Origin of the sequence: Flavobacterium cauense R2A-7 (assembly GCF_000498475.1) — a bacterium.
GTDB lineage: Bacteria > Bacteroidota > Bacteroidia > Flavobacteriales > Flavobacteriaceae > Flavobacterium > Flavobacterium cauense.
In genome coordinates, this window is sequence record NZ_AVBI01000001.1 from 513,167 (window position 1) to 532,688 (window position 19,522).

Annotated in this window: 17 protein-coding genes and 1 tRNA gene; 7 read left to right on the forward strand and 11 right to left on the reverse strand. The window is 41.4% G+C overall.

What is annotated here, in order from left to right; translation table 11 throughout:
• Positions 1-7: 7 nt before the first annotated feature.
• The 3 genes from FCR2A7T_RS02350 to FCR2A7T_RS02360 are packed head-to-tail and all read right to left on the reverse strand — an operon-like array spanning position 8 to position 2,324.
• Positions 8-1,495 (reverse strand): GH3 auxin-responsive promoter family protein, encoded by a 1,488-nt coding sequence (locus tag FCR2A7T_RS02350; RefSeq protein ID WP_023569664.1) that lies wholly within the window; start codon positions 1,493-1,495, stop codon positions 8-10.
• Positions 1,496-1,500: 5 nt separating this feature from the next.
• The gene (locus tag FCR2A7T_RS14625) at positions 1,501-1,851 is read right to left on the reverse strand and encodes an SdpI family protein (RefSeq protein ID WP_051369485.1); all 351 of its coding nucleotides are present in this window, start codon (positions 1,849-1,851) and stop codon (positions 1,501-1,503) included.
• Complete coding sequence (locus tag FCR2A7T_RS02360) at positions 1,851-2,324, reverse strand: hypothetical protein (RefSeq protein WP_035116894.1); 474 nt, start codon at positions 2,322-2,324, stop codon at positions 1,851-1,853. The genes FCR2A7T_RS14625 and FCR2A7T_RS02360 overlap by 1 nt, the downstream gene beginning before the upstream one ends.
• 209 nt (positions 2,325-2,533) lie before the next feature.
• On the opposite strand from FCR2A7T_RS02360, the gene tatA reads away from it, so the two are divergent.
• Positions 2,534-2,719, forward strand: coding sequence for a twin-arginine translocase TatA/TatE family subunit (gene tatA, locus FCR2A7T_RS02365; protein ID WP_023569666.1), 186 nt, complete (start codon positions 2,534-2,536; stop codon positions 2,717-2,719).
• Positions 2,720-2,776: 57 nt separating this feature from the next.
• Here the strand turns inward: tatA and FCR2A7T_RS02370 are convergent, their stop codons facing one another.
• Entirely contained in the window at positions 2,777-4,900 is a 2,124-nt protein-coding gene (locus FCR2A7T_RS02370; protein WP_023569667.1) for a Tex family protein, read from the reverse strand.
• 246 nt (positions 4,901-5,146) lie between these two features.
• On the opposite strand from FCR2A7T_RS02370, the gene FCR2A7T_RS02375 reads away from it, so the two are divergent.
• Both FCR2A7T_RS02375 and FCR2A7T_RS02380 read left to right on the forward strand, forming a co-directional pair.
• Positions 5,147-5,728 carry a hypothetical protein gene (locus FCR2A7T_RS02375; protein ID WP_023569668.1) on the forward strand — a complete coding sequence of 194 codons (582 nt, stop codon included), beginning with the start codon at positions 5,147-5,149 and terminating at the stop codon, positions 5,726-5,728.
• 75 nt (positions 5,729-5,803) lie between these two features.
• The gene (locus FCR2A7T_RS02380) at positions 5,804-6,067 is read left to right on the forward strand and encodes a DUF1294 domain-containing protein (RefSeq protein WP_023569669.1); all 264 of its coding nucleotides are present in this window, start codon (positions 5,804-5,806) and stop codon (positions 6,065-6,067) included.
• Positions 6,068-6,070: 3 nt separating this feature from the next.
• Here FCR2A7T_RS02380 and FCR2A7T_RS02385 read toward each other — a convergent pair whose 3' ends face one another.
• The 5 genes from FCR2A7T_RS02385 to FCR2A7T_RS02405 form a co-directional block, all read right to left on the reverse strand.
• Positions 6,071-7,123, reverse strand: coding sequence for a hypothetical protein (locus FCR2A7T_RS02385; protein ID WP_023569670.1), 1,053 nt, complete (start codon positions 7,121-7,123; stop codon positions 6,071-6,073).
• Between the two features lie 36 nt (positions 7,124-7,159).
• The gene (locus tag FCR2A7T_RS02390) at positions 7,160-10,603 is read right to left on the reverse strand and encodes a pyruvate carboxylase (RefSeq protein WP_023569671.1); all 3,444 of its coding nucleotides are present in this window, start codon (positions 10,601-10,603) and stop codon (positions 7,160-7,162) included.
• A gap of 357 nt (positions 10,604-10,960) precedes the next feature.
• Positions 10,961-11,872: a cation diffusion facilitator family transporter gene (locus FCR2A7T_RS02395; protein ID WP_023569672.1), complete on the reverse strand. Its 912-nt coding sequence runs from the start codon at positions 11,870-11,872 to the stop codon at positions 10,961-10,963.
• 64 nt (positions 11,873-11,936) lie between these two features.
• On the reverse strand, positions 11,937-12,368 hold the full coding sequence (rpiB, locus tag FCR2A7T_RS02400) for a ribose 5-phosphate isomerase B (protein ID WP_023569673.1): 432 nt from the start codon (positions 12,366-12,368) through the stop codon (positions 11,937-11,939).
• Between the two features lie 40 nt (positions 12,369-12,408).
• A complete protein-coding gene (locus FCR2A7T_RS02405) occupies positions 12,409-12,648 on the reverse strand; it encodes a putative signal transducing protein (protein WP_023569674.1) in 240 nt (79 codons plus the stop codon).
• 112 nt (positions 12,649-12,760) lie between these two features.
• Here FCR2A7T_RS02405 and rnr point away from each other — a divergent pair, with 112 nt between their 5' ends.
• From rnr to FCR2A7T_RS02420, 3 genes are all read left to right on the forward strand, one after another.
• Complete coding sequence (gene rnr / locus FCR2A7T_RS02410) at positions 12,761-14,938, forward strand: ribonuclease R (RefSeq protein WP_023569675.1); 2,178 nt, start codon at positions 12,761-12,763, stop codon at positions 14,936-14,938.
• 10 nt (positions 14,939-14,948) lie between these two features.
• Complete coding sequence (locus tag FCR2A7T_RS02415; protein WP_023569676.1) at positions 14,949-15,641, forward strand: head GIN domain-containing protein; 693 nt, start codon at positions 14,949-14,951, stop codon at positions 15,639-15,641.
• A gap of 85 nt (positions 15,642-15,726) precedes the next feature.
• Positions 15,727-16,413, forward strand: coding sequence for a LysE family translocator (locus tag FCR2A7T_RS02420; protein WP_023569677.1), 687 nt, complete (start codon positions 15,727-15,729; stop codon positions 16,411-16,413).
• Positions 16,414-16,749: 336 nt separating this feature from the next.
• Here FCR2A7T_RS02420 and FCR2A7T_RS02425 read toward each other — a convergent pair.
• Together FCR2A7T_RS02425 and folB are read right to left on the reverse strand one after the other, a co-directional pair.
• A tRNA-Cys gene (locus FCR2A7T_RS02425) sits at positions 16,750-16,820 on the reverse strand.
• An 82-nt stretch (positions 16,821-16,902) separates the two neighbouring features.
• Complete coding sequence (gene folB / locus FCR2A7T_RS02430; protein ID WP_023569678.1) at positions 16,903-17,262, reverse strand: dihydroneopterin aldolase; 360 nt, start codon at positions 17,260-17,262, stop codon at positions 16,903-16,905.
• 150 nt (positions 17,263-17,412) lie between these two features.
• On the opposite strand from folB, the gene FCR2A7T_RS02435 reads away from it, so the two are divergent.
• On the forward strand, positions 17,413-19,512 hold the full coding sequence (locus tag FCR2A7T_RS02435) for a glutamine--tRNA ligase/YqeY domain fusion protein (protein WP_023569679.1): 2,100 nt from the start codon (positions 17,413-17,415) through the stop codon (positions 19,510-19,512).
• Positions 19,513-19,522: the final 10 nt, after the last annotated feature.

A 19,522-nucleotide genomic window follows, 5' to 3' on the forward strand; every position in this document is an offset into this window, starting at 1 on the left:
TATTACTTTACAGTTTTTCAAGTTGTTCCGCAATTTTACGGTCGTTCGACAATCGTGGCAATTTATTTTGTCCGCCTAATTTCCCGATGGATTTCATATAATCCTGAAAACCATTTTTCGGAATCATTTTAATAACAACGGTTCGCAATACGTGTCCCGCAATCAAATCGTCGTAATACACATTCTGCTTGCGCATTGCGGCATCGATTTTTAACGCAAATTCGTCCGGATTATTGGGTTCGTTCTCAAATTCGATGAACCATTCGTGATACGGCAACCCTTCTCTCGGAGTGATTTGCGGTGCTACGGTAAATTCATTCACGCGTACTTCCGTTCCTTCCATCGCTTCCTGCAACGCGGCTTCCACTTCTTTTCCGATAACGTGTTCGCCAAAAGCGGAAATGTAGTGTTTGATCCGACCGGAAACGATAATACGAAAGGGTTTCAGACTCGTGAACTGAACGGTATCACCAATGTTGTACGCCCAAAGTCCGGCGTTGGTAGATAAAATTAAAACGTAATTAATACCCAATTCCACCTCACCAATCGTGTGGCGTTTTGGGTTTTCGGTGTGAAATTCATCGGCTTTGATGAATTCGTAGAAAATTCCGGAATTCAGCAACAGCAACATGCCTTTTTCATTTTGGGAATCCTGATAAGCGAAAAACCCTTCGGAAGCCGGAAACAACTCAATCGAATCTACTTTACGACCGATAAGGTTTTCGAATTTCGCGCGGTACGGCTCGTAATTCACCCCGCCGTAAATAAACAGATTGAAATTTTTGAAAATATCGCCTACGGGTTTGTTCGCTTTCGCCGATAATTTTTCGAAATACATCTGTACCCAAGACGGAATTCCGGAGATGACCGCCATATTCTCGTTGATGGTTTCTTCTACAATCGCATCGACTTTCGTTTCCCAATCGTCAATGCAATTGGTTTCCCAACTTGGCATGCGGTTTTTCTGCAAATATTTCGGAACATAATGCGCGACGATTCCTGAAAGACGTCCGAGTTTGATGCCGTTTTTTTCTTCCAGAATCGGACTTCCTTGTAAAAAAATCATTTTTCCGTCGACAAAATCGGCCTTTCCGGTTTCGTGGATGTAACTCAGAATTGCATTTCGGGCCGCTTCGATGTGATAGGGCATGGATTCCTTCGTAAGCGGAATATATTTTGCTCCGGAAGTCGTGCCGGAAGTTTTGGCAAAATAAATCGGTTTTCCTTTCCACAACACATTTTCTTCGCCTTTCACTACCCTGTCGACATACGGTTTTAATGCTTCATAATCGCGAACGGGAACTTTTTGAGCAAAATCTTCGGTTGTTTTTATTTCCGAAAAGTGATGGTCTTTTCCAAACTGCGTGTTTTTTGCTTCAGCGAGTAACTGCTCAAAAACTCTTTGCTGGATTTCCACAGGATTAGTAACCCATTTTTGGGTTTTATGGTGGATGAGGGCAGCGAACTGTTTGGCAAAAAATGCTTTTAAAGACATTGGTATCAGGTGTTTGGAAATTTATTTTTAAGCGCGGTTTCAGTCGAAAAAAGAATGTAGAAAACCACCAGTAACGGAAAGATGATGCCCGGCACCATGAGCAATTTACCGTCTATTTTAATCAGCAATCCTAAGAATGAGGAAAGCAATAAAAAAACACTGCCTTGGGCCATTTTTAGGGTTGAAAAGCGTTGTGCAAAATGCCAGCGGTCTTCCGATTTCATAGAATTTGACGTTCGGTATCCGTAAAGGGAATTTATTTTTTTAGGCGGAAAAACATACATCACTATGGCGGCAATCATAAAAATAATACCGCACAATAACGGCATTTCCCATAAATTGGCTGTCCACTCCATTAGTTCTTTTTGGTTTTGGATTCGACTTCTTTTCGCAATTCCAATTCGTTTTCAGACGGTTGTAAATCTGCTGCTTCCGGATCAATTTTCTCAGCTACGATAATCGAATCGATGTTTAATTTGGCATATTCCAAATCGCCGTTTAACACTTTTTTGATGGATTCTACATACTGATTGTTACGCTTCATGGCCTGTTCCAGCGAATCGGATTTTAATGTGAGTTCTACTGCTTTCTTTTTTAAATCGGTAGAGGCGTAACCGGGAATGTATTCGCGCAACGGTGTAAAGGCTATAATATAAGTCGTGACAAAAATAATCAATACGGCTCCTATGGTGGCTACCACGAAAACATTCATCAGGGTCAACCGGAGGGAAAACATTTCTTCAAACGTATCTTCATTCAGGATGACCAAACGGTTTTTACTGAAGAGTTTTTTCTTGATTTTCTGGCGTTTCAGTCTTTTCTCGGACATGCTTTCGGTTTGATTCACAAATATAAAAAATATCGCCTTGGATTGCATTAGGTTTTGGTAAACCTTTTCGTCTTTTTGGTTAAAGAAAACCTAAATTTCGGCTACTTTCTTTAAAAACAAAGCAATAGTTGTTTGACAAATAGTTTTTATGTCTAACTTTGTCGCATAAGTTTGAAGTAAATTATCAAAAACATAATTATTAAAGAGTCATGGGAAAATTAGGGGCAACCGAAATAATTTTAATCGTAGTAGTGATTGTTTTACTTTTTGGAGGTAAAAAAATTCCGGAATTAATGAAAGGGCTTGGAAGCGGAATCAACGAATTTAAAAAAGCATCCAAAGGAGAAGATCAGGCTCCAGCAGCAAAAAAAGAAGACGAAGAAAACAAACAATAGTTTTTTCAATACCAAATAAAAATCCCAAACGCCATAAGGTATTTGGGATTTTCTTTTTTATAAAATCATCGAAAGCTGAATGCGTTTTCGGGCTTCATCCACCTCGGTGACTTTCACCTGCACGTGTTGGTGGAGTTTCACGACTTCGTTCACATCCGACACAAAACCTTCCTTGAGTTGCGAAATGTGAACCAAACCACTTTCCTTAATACCCACATCAACGAAACAGCCGAAATTGGTAATATTGTTCACGATGCCCGGCAACACCATTCCGGTGCGCAGGTCTTTTATCGTTTTTACATTCGGGTCGAACTCGAATACTTTGGCGGCTTTCCTCGGATCCAGTCCCGGTTTTTCCAGTTCTTTCAGAATGTCTTTCAGTCCCAAAATCCCGATATCGTTCGTGATATAATTTTCCGGTTTAATGGCAGCGATTTTTTCTTTGTTGGCGATAAGTTCATGGGTTTTGATGCCCAAATCCTTCGCCATTTTTTCCACAATGCCGTACGCTTCCGGATGCACGGCCGAATTGTCCAACGGGTTTTTTCCTTCCTTGATTCGGATAAACGCCGCCGCCTGCTGATAGGCTTTTTCGCCCAAGCGGGGTACTTTTTTTAGTTGCTTTCGGTCCTCGAATGGACCGTTTTCACTTCTGTACGTTACAATATTTTCGGCCATCTTCTCGCCTATTCCCGACACATAGCTCAACAACGATTTACTCGCCGTATTGATATTGATGCCCACCGAGTTCACGCAACGGATAACCGTATTGTCCAGTTCCTCTTTCAGTTTGGTCTGATCGACATCGTGTTGGTACTGGCCTACGCCGATGGATTTCGGATCGATTTTCACCAATTCCGCCAACGGATCACTCAATCGTCTTCCAATGGAAACCGCGCCACGCACCGTCACATCATAACTCGGAAACTCTTCTCTCGCGATTTTTGAGGCCGAATACACCGACGCACCGGCTTCGGAAACCACAAATACCTGCACCGGTTTGTCAAAAGCGATTTTCTTGATGAAAAATTCCGTTTCGCGCGAAGCCGTTCCGTTACCAATCGAAATCGCTTCAATATTATAAGCATTCACCATCGAACGGATTTTTTTCATCGCCATTGCAGTTTCATTCTGCGGCGCATGCGGGAAAATGGTTTCGTTGTACAATAAATCGCCTTTTTCATCCAAACAAACCACTTTACAACCGGTTCGGAATCCTGGGTCAATCGCGAGAATTCGTTTTTCGCCCAACGGAGACGCCAACAAAAGCTGACTCAAATTGGCCGCAAAAACCTGAATGGAATTCACATCCGCTTTGGCTTTGGCTTCCTGAAGCGTTTCATTCGAAATCGCCGGTTCCAGCAAACGTTTGTAACTGTCTTTAATCGCTAACTTCAACTGACCCGCCGTCTCGTTATTGTTTTTGATGATGTTGTCTTCGATAAAACCAAGGGCTTCCTCCTTTTCCACTTCGACCGACACTTTGATGAAGCCTTCATTTTCCGCACGAAGCATCGCCAGTAATCGGTGTGCCGGTGCTTTGGAAACCGGTTCGCTCCAATCAAAATATTGTTCGAATTTTTTGGCGCCTTCCTCCTCTTTTTTGGCTTTCACTACTTTAGTAGAGATAGTCGCCTTGCGCTGAAACAATCTTCGCAAGTTTTTACGGATGAAAATGTTTTCGTTGATCCATTCCGCAATAATGTCGCGGGCACCTTGCAAGGCTTCGTCTTCATTTACCACTTTATCATTCAGGTATTTGGAAGCGAGATACTCGACATCATCCGAATTCTGTGCCATGATGATTTTCGCCAACGGTTCCAATCCGTTTTCACGGGCCGTATCGGCTTTGGTTTTCTTTTTCTTTTTGTACGGCAGGTAGAAATCTTCCAGTTCCTGCAAATCGAAACTGTTTTCGATTTTACTTTTTAATTCCGGGGAAAGCACATTTTGTTCTTCAATCGATTTTAAAATGCTTTCTTTTCGTTTTACAATTTCGGCAAACTGCTTGCTGTATTTGGCAATGTTTTCAATTTGCACCTCATCAAGATTACCGGTTTTGTCTTTACGGTAACGGGCGATAAAAGGAATGGTACAGTCTTCCGCCAAAAGCTGTAAAGTACTTTCTATGTTTTTGGAAGCCGTCGGAACAAACTTCAGAATATAATCGATTGCAGTCATGAAATTTTGAAATGAAATAAGAGCGCTAAAATAACATCTTTACGGTTTATTTTTCCTGTCGCGGTACTATAATTTGCTTTTTGTACAGATTATCCGATTCTTTTTGAACATCAACGAAAAAACAGGGCTTTCCGATGTGTTTCGCACTTTTTTTCATAACTTTATAATAGCTTCATTTTCAGTGTTATAAACTTTAAAAAAACTACTAACCTACACAAAGGGAAGTCCAATTAACACATTCAAAAAATGAAAACAATTACTTTAAAAGCAATCTTTTTTATCGCCGTTATTTTTATGTTGCTGGCCTTTGAAATACCTTCCGGTTGGTTCAAAGCGGGCAGTAAATCCGACAGTTATGAAATGGGAATCGACAAAGGTGCCGGTATGGACGGAAAAAACGCTGCCACCATCAAATCCATCGAAAATGTAGTTGAAGGCTATGGTACTCTGATGCAAAGTTCTTCACCGGATAAATTCAAAGGCAAAAGAATCCGGTTGAGCGGTTACATCAAAACCAAAGATGTAACCGGTAAAGCAGGATTTTGGTTGCGCATCGGTCAGGCCAATTCTCAAAGTTTTCTTGCCTTTGACAACATGATGGAACGTCCGGTGGTGGGTACTAGCGACTGGAAAAAATACGACATCGTGCTGGACGTATCCGATAAGGCTTCCAAAATATCTTACGGTGCTTTGCTGCGCGGCACCGGACAAATGTGGTTCGACAAATTAACGTTTGAAGTCGTCGACAATTCCGTGCCGACCACCGGTAAAAAAATTATAACCGTAAAAACCGTGAGCGAACCGTTAAATCTTGATTTTGAAAATTGATGAATCAGAAAACAATCATCTAAAATAATCGTAACAAATTTTGCCATTGCCTATCTTTGCGAAAAAACAACGCAAATGCACCCGATTACGGTATATTTTTTGGCAATGAACACTTTGGCTTTCCTTTTTAACGGAACAGATAAGTGGCTTGCCGTGCGTCAAAAATCGAGAATTTCAGAAAAAATGCTGTTGGGTTTGGCACTAACGGGCGGTTCCATCGGTAGTTTGACGGGAATGCTGCTTTTCCGGCACAAGATTTCCAAAGCTTCTTTTCTGTGGAAGTTTTTCGGTATCGTTATGCTACAACTTTTGTTCGTCTATTTCATTTGGAAAAGCTAAATACTATTCCATCGAATGGTGACTGTTGTAATTCCGTTTCATGAAATTAAGAGCGGCTTCCATAATTTCGCCCATGGATTTTGCATTTTTAAAATTCTTGTCCATGGTGACTTTATACGTTTCTTTTTTTAACCGTTCCAGATTTATCGTTGGGGAAAGTTCGTTGGCTTTCATCGCCTCGAGCAGCTCACTCAGCCGTTCTTCAAAACCGGCCAATCGTTTTACCAATATGGAACGTTCTTCGTTTTGATATTGTTCGATGGAACTCTTTTTCAGCTTGTCATTGACCAGTTTTGTAAAAAGAAAATTCTCTTTGAACAGATGCGGTTTGTACAACTTGAAATTGCCTTCGTAACACTGCTGATCAAAATCGATGGCTCGGATTTTAAACACAATATGGTCGTAATCATAAATGGGAATTACCACGAAATTATAAGAACGCATGTCGCCTAAAAGTCCTATCATACAGCGCTCGTTGAATTTGACGAACTCTTTGGCGATTTGCGCTTTCTCGGCTTCGGTACATTTGTCCAAATGATGTTTCAGGAAAACATCACCGGGAATCCCTACAATATGTTCTTCAATCAGTGTTTCCTTATAGACCAAAAAGTTAATACTGTTGGGTGACAGGATGTGTTCCAGTTCGAGTCCGAATATCCTTGACGCATCGGCAATTTTGACATAAAAATGCGTGTAATTGTCGTTTAAAAGATTACGGATTTTCACCCGAAACGGCTTCGAATTTCCGAAGGTGCAAAAATCAATATAATCGACCGTAAGGTTTTTGATGTTGCGCTCATCGCCATCGGAATGGAGCAACGTGTAAATCTTTTTCAGACTCAGATCGATTTCCTTTTTTTCGAATTCGTTGTAAAAAACCCTGACCCAAAGTGTGTCCTCATTGTTCTGGTCATACACCACCACCGAACCCTGAAAACGCAACAGATCCTGATAAAAAACCGTAGTTTTCACCACCCGTTTGTATTTTTCCAGATAATTGTACAACGGAGCACTGACGGGATAATATTGTTTCTTTAAAAGCTTTTCAGAGCTCATGGTGTCTGTATTAATTCGAAAATAAGTTCTTCAAAATTACTGAATCTGCATCACACAATCATTCTGCTCGATCATGGAATTCTGTTTCAGAATGATGGTGGTTACTTTTCCGTTTTTGGGAGCGCAAATCGTGGTTTCCATTTTCATCGCTTCAATCACGAAAAGCGGCGTGTCTTTTTCCACTTCCTCATTTTCTTTCACCAGAATTTTAACCAAACGACCCTGTAACGGCGCACCGATATCATCCGCTCCCGAAACTTTCGCATTCGCCTGTTTGACGGATTGAATCGAATTGTCTTTGATGACAATGTTTCGCGTCTGGCCGTTAATCTGAAAATACACTTCGCGGAAACCGTCTTCGTTGGGTTCGCTCATGTACCGGAAATTGATCAGCATGTTTTTACCCAAATCGAGATTCACAATCAGTTCTTCATTCGCCTTTAACGGATAATAAAAATAAGGCGTCGGAAGTTTTTCCACTTTTCCGAAATACTTCCGGAAGGTATAAAAATCTTCAAAAACCTTCGGGAACATGATGTACGACAATAAATCTTCCATGGTAAGTTTATCGTCGAATTTTTGATGCAGCAATTGCAATTCCAAATCGAAATCAATCGGTTTTAAATGCGCATTGGGTCTTTCGGTATAAGCGATTTCTTTTTTCAGAATCATTTGCTGTAACGCTTTCGGGAATCCACCATACGGCTGACCCAAATCGCCCCGGAACAACTGTTTGACCGATTCGGGAAACGCCAGCGTATCTCCTTTTTCCATCACATCAGCAGCGGTTAAATTATTGGACGTCATGAACAACGCCATATCACCCACCACTTTAGACGACGGCGTTACTTTTACGATATCGCCAAACAATTCGTTCACCACCACATAATTTTGTTTGATGATTTCAAATTTATCTTCCAATCCCAACGAACGAGCCTGAGGCAATAAATTGGAATATTGTCCGCCTGGAATTTCATGGTCGTACACCTCCGCGGTCCCGGCCTTTAACTCGCTTTCAAACGGATAATAATATTCGCGAACAACTTCAAAATAATTGGAGTATTCGTTCAGTTTTTTGAGGTTGATTGGATTTTCCCTTTCTGTCCCGTGCAAAATCGCTACCAATGAGTTGAAATTGGGTTGCGAGGTTAGTCCGCTCATCGAAGCCAAGGCTACATCCACAATGTCCACGCCCGCTTCAATCGCTTTTGCATACGTTGTGGATTGCACCGAAGACGTATCGTGCGTGTGCAGATGAATAGGAATGGAAATATTTTTCTTTAGTTCTTTGATTAAGATTTCGGCCGCATACGGTTTGAGCAATCCGGCCATGTCTTTAATGGCCAGCATGTGCGCTCCGGCGGCTTCCAATGCTTTCGCTAAATCAATGTAATACTGAAGATTGAACTTTTGTCGGTCCGGATTCATAAAATCGCCGGTATAACAGATGCAGGCTTCTGCAATGGCATTGGTTTTTTCGCGAACCGTTTTGATGCTGTGTGTCATGCCTTCCAACCAGTTGAGCGAATCGAAAATTCGGAAGACATCAATACCGTTTTCGGCACTTTTAATGATGAATTGCTCCAGTACATTGTCCGGATAGGCCGCATAGCCCACCGCATTACTGCCCCGAATAAGCATTTGGAGTAAAATATTCGGAACCGATTTCCGGATTAGGCGCAAACGTTCCCACGGGTCTTCGTGCAGAAACCGCATCGTTACGTCAAAAGTAGCGCCGCCCCAGACTTCCATCGAAAACAGTTGCGGAAAGTTTTTGGCAATGCCTTCGGTGACTTTCAGTATGTCGTAATTGCGCAAACGAGTGGCAAACAACGACTGATGCGCATCACGCAAAGTGGTATCGGTATAGAAAATTTTCTTTTCGTTTTTGATGTAATCGATAAAGGCTTCCCTTCCCATTTCGTTCAGTAAATCCTTGGTGCCTCGCGGGAATTCCTTTTGGGTAACTTCCGGAATAATCGGTGTTCTGAAAACCTTTTTAGGGTCGTATTTCGTCACATCCGGATGCCCGTTGACTTTCAGTTCGGCCAAATATTTCAGCATTTTGGTACCGCGGTCGTTAAAATATTCCGGATCGGGAATCGTCAGTTGCGGATTTTCCTGAATGAAATTTACGGTAGCTTCTCCGTTACGGAAAGTATCGTTCGTCAATACGTTCAATAAAAAAGGCATATTGGTTTTCACGCCTCGGATTCTGAACTCTTCCAACGTTCTTCGCAAACGGTCGGAAGCGCCTTTCAACGTTCGACCACTTGAAGACACTTTTACCAACATCGAATCGAAAAAAGGAGAAACCGTAACTCCCGAATAGCAATTTCCTTCATCCAGACGAATACCGTAACCTCCTGCATTGCGATAGGCGATGATGGTACCGTAATCGGGTTTGAAATCATGCTCGGTGTCTTCGGTGGTAATGCGGCATTGAATCGCCCAACCCTTGCACTGGATGGCTTCCTGACTCTGAATGAAAATCTGACGATGCGTCAACAGATATCCGGCAGCAATGATGATTTGGGAACGTACAATGTCGATTCCCGTAATTTCTTCGGTGATGGTATGTTCAACCTGAATGCGCGGATTGACCTCAATGAAATAAACGTTTTCGTCTTTATCGACTAAAAATTCCACCGTTCCGGCATTGTTATAATTGACGTATTTCGCAATTTTTAAAGCGTAATCGTATAACTTCTGTTTGGTTTCGTTTTTAAGAATAGAAGGCGCGATTTCAATCACTTTTTGAAATCTTCGTTGCACGGAACAGTCGCGCTCGTACAAATGGACAATGTTCCCGAAATTATCCCCCAGAATCTGAACCTCAACGTGTTTTGGGTTGTCGATGAATTTTTCTAAAAATACCGTGTCGTCGCCAAAGGCTTTTAACGCTTCACTTTTGGCGTTGTTAAAGGCCGTTTGCATTTCTTCCGCATTGCGCACCACACGCATGCCTCTTCCACCGCCGCCGGCTGCCGCTTTTAACATGACCGGGTAACCAATCGTTTGGGCTTCAGACAAGGCGTCTTCGACAGTATTTAAATCCTTTTTGGAATCGGTAATCACCGGAACACCAATGGTTGTGGCTACTTTTTTGGCCGCTACTTTGTCGCCCAACTGCAGCATCGCTTCTTTGCGCGGACCGACAAAAATGATGCCTTCCTCCTCGCATCGTCTGACAAAATCTACGTTTTCCGATAAAAATCCATAACCGGGATGAATCGCATCCACTCCATTTTCTTTCGCCACTTTTAGGATTGCCTCAATATCCAAATAGGGTTTCAGCGGTTCGGTTTCATCGCCAATCTGGAAACTCTGATCGGCTTTAAAACGGTGCAGGGAATAACGGTCTTCATACGTGAAAACCGCCACGGTATCGATTTTTAATTCGGAAGCGGCTCTTAACACCCGGATAGCAATTTCTCCGCGATTGGCCACTAATAGCTTGGTAATTGTAAATTTAGTCATTTTTTATTGTTGTGTTGTTTACGTTTTAACAAAAATGGTGAATTTTATTTTATTATGCATGCATAATAAAATAGTTTAACATAAAAAATTAAATCTCCGGGTTTTAAAACGCCATCCGAAGAACCTGAGTTCTGGAAATGAAAATAAAAAGTCTGAATCCTATGTAAAATAAGATTTGCCTTTATTTTCGTTTTTCGGTAAAGTGTGGTAGTTGTTAGTGGAAATTTTGAATCATTAGAAGCAATGCAAATCCTTCGAATTCAAAACTTTGGTTAAATTACTAAAAAAAAGTGTGCCTTCAAAAAATAATTGTTTTTTTTAAAGCACAGATTAAAAGTCGGAACAGGTAAAACTCTTTTAATCCTGAACAATAAAATTTTTAGAATCTTCTTTATAAAATTCGGGTTGGATGTTAACATGATTGATGCCGAACTTTTCGTGAAGCACTTCTTCCAGCTGATGCAAAATCACATTGAATTCGCTCATTTTAATATCTTCGGAACAATCCAGATGGGCTTCCAGATGCAATTCTTCTTCGTTTAGGTGCCACACATGGATATGGTGTAATTTTCGAACACCCGGAATTTTGTGCACTTCGCGAACCATCTCTTTGATATCAATATGTTCCGGGGTGAAAAGCATCAGCATTTTGGTGGATTTTTGCAATAAATCGGCACCCACGACAATCAAATAAATGGCGATGAGTAACGTCATTACACTGTCAATCCAGTAAATTTGGTAGTATTTCATCAGTAAACCGCCTACTAACACCGCTACAGAAGCCATCATGTCGGTCAGCAAATGCAGGTAAGCCGATTTCATGTTCAGATTGTGGTCGGCGTCTTTTTTAAGCAATAAAACCGAAGCACCGTTTACCACTATGCCCAGCAACGCGAGCCAGATTACCGTATCGGAAGCGATTTCGTGCGGATGAAAAAAACGGCTTATTGCTTCGTAAACCAGATACAACGCGACAAGAACCAAAGTAAATGCGTTAACAAATGCCGCGATTAATTCGGCCCGTTTTAAGCCAAACGTTTGGTTAATCGATGCTTTTCTTCGGGATAATTTGTGGGCTACATAACTGAATAAAAGCGAAAGTACATCGCTGAAATTGTGCAGCGCATCCGAAATCAGTGCCAAACTCCCTGAAAGAATTCCGCCCACCACTTGAGCCACGGTAATCACCACATTCAGTAAAATGGAATACACCAAGTTTTTACCTTCTACGTTGTGTTTGTGGATTTTATGGTTATGCTCGTGTTCCATTGTTTTTGATTGCTATCTAAAAAAAATCCGATTCTGTTCAAGAATCGGATTTTCATTATTTTAGTTACTGACAGGCAATTTTATTTACGCGTGTCGCGTGTCTTCCGCCTTCAAAATCGGTAGTTAAAAACGTTTCCACCATTTCCACGGCTTGTTGTACAGAAGTGTAACGCGCCGGAATGCTTATAATGTTCGCATCGTTGTGCTGACGGGCCAAAGCCGCAATCTCTTTCATCCAGCAAAGTGCCGCGCGAACGCCCTGGTGTTTGTTGGCTGTGATGGCAATCCCGTTACCGCTTCCGCAGATTACGATTCCGAAATCGGCATTCCCGTTTTGTACATCGTTGGCTACCGCATGACCGAAATCCGGATAATCCACACTGTCGAACGTATCGGTTCCGTGATTGATAACGGTGTGTCCTTTGGCTTCCAAATGTTGTACAATCGCTTTTTTGTAATCCGGTCCGGCGTGGTCGTTTCCGATAGAAATTTTCATTGTTGTGTTGTGTTTTGCAGTTATCTTGTACAAAGGTAAATCAAACAATTCTCAAATTCGAATCGTCTTCCAACTTTTTTAAAATGTCCCGAACCGCTTCCACATCATCGGGATGCACCTTCAGCCGGATACCGCCCAGCGCCTGCGAATACATTGGTACGATATTCATCATCGTTTCATTTTCAAAGAAATACTGAATTTCAAATTGCTCCAAAAGATGTTTCAGCACGGTAATTTCGTGCGGATACTCAAAAACGGCTACGGTTACAAAATCATTCATAAAAAAGCTTTCCCTAAAGATACAAAAGTTATATTTAGTATAAATATTGCGCTTTAACCTTAAAAATCTTAATAGTTATTCGTAATTTTCAGCATTATTAAGAAATGACACTATGAGTAAGAGACCTAAAAAATTAGGAAAAAAACAACAGGATTTTACGGCGCAGATATTCAAAATATTATCGAAAGAGCCGAGCAAATCCTTCAACTACAAACAAATTGCCGCTGCGTTAGAACTAACCGATACCAAAAGCCGAAATGAAATCATCCGGGATTTAAAAGTATTGAAAGCCCAGGATAAGATTCACGAAACCGAAATTGGGAAATACCAGATTATTTCCAAAGCCGAATATTACGAAGGAGTAGTCGATATGACCAGCCGAAAAACCGGTTATTTCGTGTGTCCGGAACTGGAACACGACGTCTTTATACCGGCCATCAACCTGAACCACGCGTTAGATGGTGATAAGGTGAGAGCCTACATTTACAACCGCAGAAGTTCCCGAAAACCCGAAGCGGAAATTCTGGAAATTCTGGAGCGTAAAAAAGAAGAATTTGTTGGGGTAATCGACATTCAGAAGAATTTTGCTTTTGTGACTACGGCCAATGCCAAAATGTACACCGATATTTTCATTCCGAAGAACAAAATAGGCGAGGCCCAACATGGCGACGTTGTTTTGGTGAAAATGGAAGACTGGCCCAAAAAAGCCGATTCTCCGTTTGGTTCGGTAATTAAAGTACTCGGAAAACCAGGCGAACACGACACGGAAATCCATGCGATTTTAGCCGAATACGGTTTGCCGTACGATTTCCCGCTGGAAGTGGAGGCTTATGCTAAACGCATCGATACGTCGATTACCGCCGAGGAAATAGCCAAACGCCGTGACATGCGTGACACCTTAACCTTCACCATCGACCCGAAAGACGCGAAAGATTTTGACGACGCGCTTTCGTTCAAGGTGTTGGACAACGGAAATTACGAAATCGGGATTCACATTGCCGATGTGTCGCATTACCTGCAGGAAGGAACGATTTTGGATGATGAAGCCTACAGCCGCGCCACCTCGGTGTATTTAGTAGATCGTGTGGTACCAATGCTTCCCGAAGTGTTGAGTAACTTCGCGTGTTCGTTGCGTCCGCACGAAGAAAAATACACGTTCTCGGCCGTTTTCGAACTGAACAACAAAGCCGAATTGGTCAACCAATGGTTTGGACGCACCGTGATTTATTCCGATCAGCGTTTTGCCTACGAAGAAGCCCAACACATTATTGAAACCAAAGGCGATAGCATTCCGAGCGAAATTTCCATCACCGGAAGCAGCTATAAAGTAGACGCTCCGATTGTGGAAGCTACTTTAAAAATGGACGAACTGGCTAAAATCTTACGTCGAAAACGTATGGCGGCCGGAGCAATTTCCTTTGACAAAGTGGAAGTGAAATTCAAATTGGATGAAAATGATGAACCGGTAGGCGTGTACTTCAAAGAAGCCAAAGATTCCAATCATCTGATTGAAGAATTCATGTTGCTGGCCAACCGAAAAGTGGCAGAATTCATCGGGAAACAAAAGAAAACGTTTGTGTATCGTGTACATGATGAACCGAATGAAGACAAGCTGATTAACATGCAAACCGTGATTTCTAAATTCGGTTATACGCTGGATTTGAAATCGAAACAAGGCATTTCCAAATCACTAAACAGCTTGCTGGAAAATGTTCAGGGAAAAAAAGAACAGAATTTAATCGACACCTTAGCCATCCGAAGCATGAGCAAGGCAAGTTATTCTACGGAAAATATCGGGCATTACGGACTGGCGTTTGATTATTATTCGCATTTTACGTCACCCATCCGTCGTTATCCCGATGTAATGGCACACCGTTTGTTACAGCATTATCTGGATGGCGGAAAAAGTGTAAACGAAGACGATTATGAAGAAAAATGCGTGCACTCGTCACAAATGGAAAGTCTGGCCGCCAATGCCGAACGCGACTCCGTGAAATACATGCAGGTGAAATATATGCAGGATCATAAAGATCAGGAATTTCTGGGCGTCATTTCCGGTGTGACCGAATGGGGTATCTATGTGGAAATCATCGAAAACAAATGCGAAGGTATGGTACGCATCCGTGAAATCCGTGACGATTATTACACGTTTGACGAAAAACAATATGCCTTGGTAGGCGAAGTTTCCAACAAGTTATTACAATTGGGCGACGAAATTTACGTTAAGGTAAAGAACGCCGATTTAGTTAAAAAACAATTGGATTTTCATTATATCAGAAAACAGGAATAAATTTTTAGTTATGAAAAAAATAGTTTTAGTGGCTTTGCTTTTTACAGCACAGTTGAGTTTTTCACAGGAAAAAATTACTAAAAATGTAGGTGATTTTTCTACCGTGAAAGTATTCGATAAAATATCCGTACAACTTGTGGAAGGTACAGAAACCAAAGTAGAACTTTCCGGAGAACGCAAGGAAGACGTGGAACTCATCAATAAAAACGGGGAGTTGAAAATTCGAATGTCATTAAAAAAATTGCTGAAAGGCGAAGAAATTACCGCCATCGTATACTTTAAAAAACTGGAAAGTGTGGAAGCCAGCGAAGGCGCTTATGTTTCGAGTCCTGCTACGTTCAGCGGTATTGATTTTAATATCAACGCCAAAGAAGGTGCCGAAATCAAACTGACACTGGATGTAAAAAGAGTGACGGTAAAATCCGGTTCGGGTGCGATGGTGCGTTTAACCGGAAAAGCACACAATCAGGATATTGTGGTTATGGGAGGCGGAACGGTTAAAGCAAGTGCGCTGGAAGGCGAACAAACCGTAGTGGTGGTAAATGCTGGTGGAGAAGCCGATGTAACCGCAACAGAATTGGTGGATGCCAAAACCCGAGCCGGCGGAAACATTACGATTTATGGAAATCCGCGCCAAATCAACCAAAAAACCGTTGCCGGCGGAACTATTCGTCAGCACAACCTGAATAAAATAAAGCAATAATAATTTTTTGAATTCCTACACTTGAGTGCTGAATTCTGAATTCTAAATTCTAAATTTATATCTTTGTAAGTATAACAGTTTTTGAATGATTGACGACATCCTAACCGGAATTCCTTTAGGGTTCTTTCTTAGTTTTATGATTGGACCCGTTTTTTTTGTGCTACTCGAAACCAGTATTACCAAAGGTTTTCGGGCAGCCATGTCGTTTGATTTCGGAGTGGTTTTGGCCGATATTTTCTTCATCGCCGTAGCGTATTTCAGTAGTTACCGACTGATTCAGAGCATTAAAGACGATCCGGCCTTGTTTATTTTTGGAGGCATCATCATGTTTACTTACGGACTGATTACCTTTTTAAAACTCCGCAAAGCACACAAGCTGATGGATCCCGATGAAGAAGTGATTGAAATCATCAAAAAAGACTACTTGAGCCTGTTCATCAAGGGATTTTTACTGAATTTCATCAACATTGGCGTTTTGGGATTTTGGCTGGCGATTATCATTACGTTCGGACCGAAATTTGACATGGAAGCCTCCCGAATGGGGATTTTCTTCTCGGCCGTCATCGGTTCCTATTTAATCACTGATATCGGAAAAGTCCTTTTAGCCAAACAGTTGCGCAGTAAATTAACCCCCACCAACATTATCAAAGTTAAAAAGGCGAGCAGTGTTTTACTGATAATTTTCGGATTGGTCCTGATGCTTCAGGGCTGGTTCCCAAAAGAAAAGGAATTCGTGAAAGATCAGCTGGAGAAAATGGAGCAGACGCATTAATCTTTTTTAAAGTTTAATAGTATAAAAGTCCTCGTTGTGAGGACTTTCTTTTTTAAAAACTCACATTAAACCTTTGGTGCAATTAGTTTTTATAATATTTATTTACAATAAAAATTTAATTCTATTTGTCATTCCGACGGAGGAGGAATCTCAAAAATTACCTTTTTAAGAATTTACACAGTAGATTATTAAACTTTGTTTTCCAACTCCTTGTTCCTTAAAAGTCTATTAAAGAACAAACCATCAAAAAGCTATCAGGAAAACCGCCACTTCTTTACCTAATTTTTCTTAAAATTTAAACACAAAAAAACCTCCAAGTTTCCTTGAAGGTTTTTGAGGCATCGAGCGGATTCGAACCGCTGTAGACGGTTTTGCAGACCGCTTCCTAGCCACTCGGACACGATGCCGTTGCTATTGGTGGGCAAATATAGAATATTTTTTTATTGTGACAAAGCCACAACACGGTAGAGTGTAAACTTTTTGAAAAAATTAACTGCGGTATTCCTCTATCTGTACAGTAACTGCTTCAACATCACCACCAATAGGCGGATTCAGTTTAGAAACCGCTACGATGATTCGGGAAACGGCAGGAATTTCATGGAAAACCCTGGCAATGATGCGTTGTGCCACGTGCTCCAGCAATTTGGAACGGATGGCCATTTCTTCGACCACAATTGTATTCAAATGGACATAATCCACAGTATCAGCAAGTTCATCCGAAAAAGACGATTTGCGTAAATCGGTTTTAATTTCCAGATCCACCGAATAATCGGAACCGATTTTACCTTCCTCCACCAAACAACCGTGGTACGAAAATGTTCGGATATTTTTTAATTTAATTACTCCCATTTTTAGTGTATTCGATAATTGGGTTATTCGTTTATTGGATAAAAGTACGAATTTTTGGAACTATTGCTGCATAAAACGACAAATATCCAAAAGAACGATGGGCCAAATAACCAACATTTTTTGATAACTTTGTTCTCTTAATACAACCTTATGTCAACGAAAGAAAAATCATTGAATTTTATAGAACAAATCATTGAAGACGATTTAAAAAATGGTTTGTCTCCCGATAAATTACGTTTCCGTTTTCCGCCGGAACCCAACGGCTATTTGCATTTGGGTCACGCGAGTGCCATTTGTCTGAATTTCGGTTTGGGTATCGATTATAAAGCACCCGTAAACCTTCGTTTTGACGATACCAATCCGGCCAAAGAAGAACAGGAATATGTAGATGCCATCAAACGTGATGTGCAGTGGCTGGGTTATGAATGGGCTGAGGAATGTTACGCGTCCGACTATTTCCAACAATTGTACGACTGGGCAGTGGAACTGATTAAAAAAGGAAAGGCGTATGTGGACAGCCAATCCTCGGAAGACATGGCCAAACAAAAAGGAACCCCTACACAACCGGGTGTTGACGGACCGTTCCGTAACCGTTCGGTAGCAGAAAACCTGGATTTATTCGAAAGAATGAAAAATGGTGAATTCGAGGAAGGAACGCATATTTTAAGAGCAAAAATCGACATGACATCCACCAACATGCTGATGCGCGATCCGATTATTTATAGAATATTACACAAACACCATCACCGAACCGGTGACAAATGGTGCGTTTACCCAATGTACGACTGGGCGCACGGCGAAAGTGATTATCTGGAACAAATTTCGCATTCGTTCTGTACACTGGAATTTTTACCGCACCGCGAATTGTACGATTGGTTCCTGGATCAGATTTATGATGCTACGAAAGTACGTCCGAAACAACGCGAATTTGCCCGAAGAAACCTGTCGCATACTGTGGTTTCCAAACGAAAATTACTGCAATTAGTTCAGGAAAATTTTGTGACCGGTTGGGACGATCCGAGAATGAGTACCATTTCTGGAATGCGCCGAAGAGGCTATACGCCGGCTTCAATCCGGAATTTTGCCGAAACCATCGGAATTGCTAAACGTGACAACTTAATCGATGTTTCGTTGTTAGAATTCTGCGTTCGCGAAGATCTGAACAAAATCGCACCGCGAGTAATGGCGGTAATCGATCCGGTAAAATTAATCATTACCAACTATCCGGAAGGAAAAGTGGAATGGCTGGAGGCAGAAAACAATCCGGAAGAAGCCGTGATGACGTACAGAAAAGTGCCGTTTTCCGGAGAAATTTACATCGAAAGAGAAGATTTTCAGGAAGAAGCCAGCGGTAAGTTTTTCCGTCTGACCTTAGGAAAAGAAGTGCGTTTAAAAAATGCCTATATCATTAAAGGCGAGCGCGTTGTAAAAGACGCGAACGGAACTATCACCGAAATTCATGCCACTTACGACGACGACAGCCGAAGCGGAAGTGGGAGTGAAGCCAGCAACCGTAAAGTTTCGGGAACCATTCACTGGGTTTCTGTGGAACATGCCGTGCCGGCGGAAATTCGTTTGTACGACCGTTTGTTTCTTGACGAATCACCGGACACGCACAAAGACAAAAATTTCCTTGATTTCGTGAATCCGAATTCCTTAAAAACCGTTACCGGTTATGTAGAACCGAGTTTGGCTACCGCTCAGGAAGGGGAGAGTTTCCAATTCCAGCGTATGGGATATTTCTGTGTAGACAGAGACAGTACCGCTGAAGCGTTGGTATTCAATAAAACCGTGGATCTGAAAGATTCCTGGGAAGAAAAAGGGAAAAAAGAAGAAAATACCATCAACAATTCGCTGAAGGAAATCAACCGTTATTTCAAAGTGGAAACCGTTGAAGAAAGAGCAGCCATTGAAAATGCGATTGGTGAAAATATCAAAACAGTTTCGAATTACAGTCTGCTGCAAAATACCTTGAAGAAAAACATCAACAACAATAAGAGTTCGTTATTGTTTTCCAATTTTGTGTTGAAATATTCCGAAAACCTAAAAGCTTCGGATGTTGATACCGAACTGTTACACAAATTGTATACGATGTCACTCAAAAGTGAATCACCGTTTGTACGTTACGAAAGTATCCAAAATCTGAAAAAAGACTGGGACGCATTTGAAAATTTCAAACCACAACTTTCCGAATTAAAATCGGCAGAGAAAAGTGAAATTGTTTTGCACCTGCTTTCCGAAATCGTATAAAAATTAATTA